Genomic DNA, 5,515 nt, shown 5'->3' on the forward strand with positions numbered 1-5,515 from the left:
AAATGCAAATGGAGATTAAAGCATACGGCTTATCAGAGGAAATGAAAGAAAAGCTATATGAAAAAATGGATAAAAGTGAAAAGGTGCATGTGAAGACGGAAATGGGAACTATTTTAACTATGTCCATATCTTCAATATTTAGCTTTATATCCTTGGCTGTCGTAATATTTGTTGGCGTAAATTTAATTATTAATAAAGAGATAAGCCCTCTCTATCTTATAGGCTATTTACTAGCGGCTATGAAGATAAAAGACTCTCTAGATGCATCTAAAGAGGGCATGATGGAGATATTTTATTTAACGCCAAAGATTGAAAGACTTAAAGAAATTCAAAATCAAGAATTACAAGAGGGCGAAGACTATAATTTGAAAAAATTTGATATTGATCTAAAAGATGTTGAATTTGCTTATACGAAAGACGCAAAAGTTTTAAATGGAATAAATTTTAAAGCTAAGCAAGGAGAGGTAACTGCTTTAGTGGGAGCAAGTGGATGCGGTAAAACAACTATCTTGAAACTTATATCAAGACTTTATGATTATGACGAAGGACAAATCTTAATCGATGGCAAAGATATAAAAGAAATATCAACAGAATCTCTTTTTGATAAGGTCTCAATAGTTTTCCAAGATGTGGTTCTCTTTAATCAAAGCGTCATGGAAAATATTAGGATTGGAAAGCAAGATGCAAGTGACGAAGAAGTTATAAAAGCAGCAGAGCTTGCCAATTGCACAGATTTTATAGAAAAAATGGATAAAGGTTTTGATACAGTTATCGGTGAAAACGGTGCTGAGCTATCAGGAGGAGAAAGACAGAGGTTATCAATAGCCAGAGCTTTCTTAAAAGATGCACCGATACTAATATTAGACGAAATTACAGCAAGTCTTGATGTTGACAACGAGAAAAAGATTCAAGAGTCTTTAAACAATTTAATTAAAGATAAAACAGTTGTCATCATTTCACACAGAATGAAATCCATAGAAAATGCGGATAAGATTGTAGTTCTTGAAAACGGAAAAGTAGAAAGTGAAGGTAACCATGAAGAGCTTTTACAAAAATCAAAGGTTTACAAGAATTTAATAGTAAAGACAAAAATGGCAGAAGAATTTATTTATTAGGAGGACAGAAGCAAAGACTTGCAATAGCATCTGTTATGTATAGGGACTCTCCATTTGTCTATTTCGAAGAACCTGAAATAGGAGGCTCTTATCATATTCAATGTGCCTACTTAGGCCTTTTATCAAGATACGAGAACAAGGGAGCCTTTGATGAATTTTTAAAATTTCAAGCAAAAGCCGTATTGATATTTACTTTCATCAATTATTCTTATAACGGTTGCTAATCATGGTATAATATTGGCAGAAACTCGCCGGGGAGCGAGGATAATACAAAGGAGGAGTTGTATGAAGAAGTGGTTATTGGGAACCGCTGTTGCCATGTCGGTCCTGGCATTGGCGGGATGTGGGGCTGATAAGCCGGCCACGACGGCGGAAGCGACAGGCTATCCGATCAAATGGGAAGAAAAACTGGACGGGAACACTTACCAGGAACAGGTAACCAAGGCACCGCAACGCGCAGTATCCATGTCGCAAGCGACAACGGAAATGTTGCTCGCCTTAGGTCTGGAAAAACAGATGGCGGGTACGGCGTTCAAAGAAGAGGATATTTACGAACCGTTGCAAGCCGCGTATGAAAAAGTACCGGTATTGGCGGAAAAATGGCCGTCCTACGAAGTATTTATCGCAGCGAAACCGGACTTTACGACCGGTTGGCCGGTACCGTTCACCAAACGCGGTATCGAAGCGAGCAAGATTCGCGAAGCCAGTGTACCGATTTATGTACCGGATTCCATGCAGAAAGACGACGCGACCTTGGATACGCTGTTTGAAGATATGTTGACGATCGGCAAGATCTTCAACGCATCGGATAAAGCGGAAAAATGGGTAGCGGAACAGAAGAAACAGTTAGCAGCGGCACAGGAAAAATTGAAAAACTTGCCGGAAAAACGTGTCTTTGTGTTTGACTCGGAAGATGATCAGCCTTTTACCGTATTCGAAGGCTACACCACGAGCGTACTCAAACTGATCGGCGCGAAGAACGTCATGAGCGGTCTCGGCTCGGATAAAACTTGGGCCAAGGCAAGCTGGGAAGATGTCATCGCACAGGATCCGGAATATATCATCATCGTGGACTATGGCACGAGTATCCGCAATACGGATGATTTCGACGCGAAAGTAGCGGCGTTGAAAGCAAATCCGGCGTTGCAGAATATGACGGCTGTCCGTGAAGGACATTTCATCCGCGTAAAACTTTCGGAAATCACACCGGGCGTACGCACGGTAGCGGCACTGGAACGTTTGGCGAAAGAAATTCACGGCTTGAAATAATCTCACACTGACGTGCGATCGTCAGTCGTAATAAACACACCTCACCTTGTTGGCAGTGAGGTGTGTTTTATTATGCGCGGTATACGGCGGAGGCAAACAAAAACGACATCTCCGCGGAGATGTCGTTGTGTATGTGTATGTGTATGTTCAGGCGAGCACGGGATAATGTTTGCCGTCCCATTCCACGATGCGGAAGGGGACACCGAATACATCGGTCAGCAGGTTCTCGGTCATGATTTCCTGCGGGGCGCCACAGGCGACGAGTCGACCGCCGACGAGTACCGCGACATGGTCGCAGTAGCGATAGGCGAGTTCGAGGTCGTGCAGAGTCATGACGATCGTACCCGGAAAGTCCTGCAACAGTTGCATGAGTTCGACTTTGAACCGCACGTCGAGGTGGTTGGTCGGTTCGTCGAGAATGATCGAGTTCGGTTCTTGCGTGCCCGCCCGGGCGATTTGTACGCGTTGGCGTTCGCCGCCGGACAGGGTACCGAGTTTGCGCGGGGCGAGCGGTAATGTGCCCGTGATTTCCATATGATGCCGTGCGATGTCGTAGTCTTGGCGGCGATATCCGAGGAAGCGATCCGTATGCGGATAGCGTCCCATCAGAACGGACTGTTCCACGGAGAGTTGCCCTTCCGTGTCGGTGGCAAACTGCGTGAGTACGGCGAGTTTGCGGGCCAATTCGCGGGCGGGATAGTCGCCGATCGGTCGCCCGTCAAAACGGACGGCGTCGCCGGCGGGAAGTTCGCCGTACATATGGCGCAGCAGGGTCGTTTTTCCCGATCCGTTCGGCCCGATGATACCGAAGCGGGCGCCGGTCGGTACGGTGAGATTGATATCGGTGAGCAGTTTGGCTTGCCCGATTTGATAGTGTAAATGCGTGATGTCCCACATTATCGTTCACCTCCGTACGCGCGGCGAATCAGTGCGATAAAGAGCGGTGCGCCGATGAGCGCGGTCAAGACGCCGATTGGCAGTTCTTCCGGCCGAAACAGTGTCCGTGCGGCGGTATCGGCGACGACGAGAATGGTACCGCCCGACAACGCGCAGAGCAGGCCCAACGACAGATGTTGCGGGCCGATGATCCGGCGGGCCATATGCGGGATAATCAGACCGATAAAGCCGATGACACCCGTATGGGCAACAGCCACCGCAATGGCGAGCGAGGACAAGACGATAAAGAGCCACTGGAGGCGACGTACGCTCAACCCCAGGCGGGCGGCGGCGTCACGACCGAGCAGCAACAGGTCGAAGTCGTTGTGAAACAAGGTGATGATCGACACCCAAAGAAGGGCGGTCAGACCGAGCAGCCAGACGGACGACCATTGCAATCCCGCCAGCGATCCGACGAGCCAAAACATCGCACTGCGGACTTGCGCTTCGTTGTTTGAGGAGTAGATGAGCATGGTAGTCAAGGCGCCGAAGAAGGCGTTGACACCCATACCGAGCAGGACGAGAAAGACCGGATTGTCCCGCCGCCCCATCAAGACCAGGACACAGGTCATGGCGAGCAGTGCGCCTAAAAACGCCGATACGTACGTACCGCCCCCGCCGAGAAACGAGAACCAGCCGAGTAAAATCGCTCCGACCGCACCGGTCGATGCACCGGCGGAGATCCCGAGGACATACGGTTCGGCGAGCGGGTTGCGGGTGAGTGTCTGCATGACAAGTCCTGTCGTAGCCAGTACGGCGCCGGCGGCAAAGCCCGCCAAAATACGCGGTGCACGCACCAATTCAACCAGTACTTGCGATACCGGTCGCACAGCGGTATCCGCTCCCGTCATATTGCCGTACAAAATGGCGGTTACTTCCGCAACGGGAATGTCGACCGAACCGAAATAGTGCGCGCCGATGATCACGGCCAGCGCCACCAGCAAACCGGCCAATAATTTCCCTGATTTCATAGCATTCCTCTTTTCTTTGTTGATATTATCATTCAGTATATAATAATCATTTTCATGATGCAATCAACAGGGTGAGAAACGTGATCGAAAGATTCACGCGTATCGGCAAAGCCGCGTTGGGGCATGAAAAAACACGCCTTGCAAGCAAGGCGTGTCGGGAGTGACGATTATTTTTCGTCCATCAGTACGACCGGTTTGATCAGGTCGTCCGGTTTGTTGCGCATCAGTTCCAACTGGTGTTGCTGGTCGGATCGTACCTGATTTTAATGTATTTATTTTCCCCAAAAATTCCCCCCATATTGTATGATGGGGTAAATAGCACTATCAAATAAGGATGTCGCTGGAGGCACAAACGTTACGGCTTTTGCGGATGGCGGTTTCCCCTTACGAAGTGAATAATATTAGGTTGGTCTGGCGGGTTTTCTGCCATCGGCGGCGTTGGAGGAAACATTTTTTTGGTGAGCATGGAGGTATTGCAAGTATCGAAACTGGTATAACAGCAGGAGTAGCAGTTGATTTTACATGGACAGTGTTGAAAGGTAAAATTTAAAGATGCGTAAAACTTTCAATTGTTTTGTGGCATGTTGGTTTTTATTGGCGATTTCCTATTTCATATCCACCTTTGTGTATGGGATGTTTTTTACTGACAAGATACAGGCGCGTGCTGATACGCTTGAGCAAGTATATCAACAAGAATTTTCTGAAATTCAAACTATATCAGAAATAAAGAAATCAAGGTATTACAGAGGGGGTTATCGGCTTGATCTTGTGAAGGACATTGTGGTGGGATTGTCCTATGAAGATTTAGCAAAAAAGATAAAGAGGTTGGGAAAGGAAAAGGAGTGGATGGTTAAAGAAGAACATGAATATGATAATGACAATAAGCGCAATGGGTACTATTATTTTGTCTATAGTACAAAGAAAAGAGAATATAACTTAGTGGTTTCGGTGTATAAGGAAGGAGAGGACGACCATTTAACAAAAGCGAGAATAATGGTTTATTTTAATGATTTTTATGAAAAACATGGACTTTAAGCGATCACTCATTACTATTTGCCGACCTATTTGTCGACGGTGAACTATGTCGGGTGGAATGAATAAGGTAGGATTTGATTATGATTACGATGAATAGGGTTATACGAATATTGCTGATAGCGGTTTCATTTGTGTTGATAGTGTATGTGTCATCTTGGTTGGACATACAAACTCCGCATGGCGGGATGA

Annotated in this window: 5 protein-coding genes; 3 read left to right on the forward strand and 2 right to left on the reverse strand. The window is 46.6% G+C overall.

The annotated features are described in order from the left end of the window. Together KH813_RS05795 and KH813_RS05800 are read left to right on the forward strand one after the other, a co-directional pair. Positions 1-1,115: ABC transporter ATP-binding protein (locus tag KH813_RS05795; protein WP_303994397.1), on the forward strand; the 1,115-nt coding region annotated here is incomplete at its 5' end. A 285-nt stretch (positions 1,116-1,400) separates the two neighbouring features. Further along, the gene (locus KH813_RS05800; protein ID WP_303994399.1) at positions 1,401-2,384 is read left to right on the forward strand and encodes an ABC transporter substrate-binding protein; all 984 of its coding nucleotides are present in this window, start codon (positions 1,401-1,403) and stop codon (positions 2,382-2,384) included. Positions 2,385-2,531: 147 nt separating this feature from the next. On the opposite strand, the gene KH813_RS05805 is transcribed toward KH813_RS05800, so the two are convergent. Both KH813_RS05805 and KH813_RS05810 read right to left on the reverse strand, forming a co-directional pair. After that, positions 2,532-3,281 (reverse strand): ABC transporter ATP-binding protein, encoded by a 750-nt coding sequence (locus KH813_RS05805; protein WP_303994401.1) that lies wholly within the window; start codon positions 3,279-3,281, stop codon positions 2,532-2,534. Then, the gene (locus KH813_RS05810) at positions 3,281-4,291 is read right to left on the reverse strand and encodes an iron ABC transporter permease (protein ID WP_303994403.1); all 1,011 of its coding nucleotides are present in this window, start codon (positions 4,289-4,291) and stop codon (positions 3,281-3,283) included. Before KH813_RS05810 ends, KH813_RS05805 begins: the two co-directional genes overlap by 1 nt. 594 nt (positions 4,292-4,885) lie before the next feature. Between KH813_RS05810 and KH813_RS05815 the strand changes: the two genes are divergently transcribed. Further along, on the forward strand, positions 4,886-5,326 hold the full coding sequence (locus KH813_RS05815; protein WP_303994405.1) for a hypothetical protein: 441 nt from the start codon (positions 4,886-4,888) through the stop codon (positions 5,324-5,326). Positions 5,327-5,515 lie beyond the last annotated feature (189 nt).

The sequence above is a fragment of the Negativicoccus succinicivorans genome, assembly GCF_018373335.1.
Lineage (GTDB): Bacteria > Bacillota > Negativicutes > Veillonellales > Negativicoccaceae > Negativicoccus > Negativicoccus succinicivorans_A.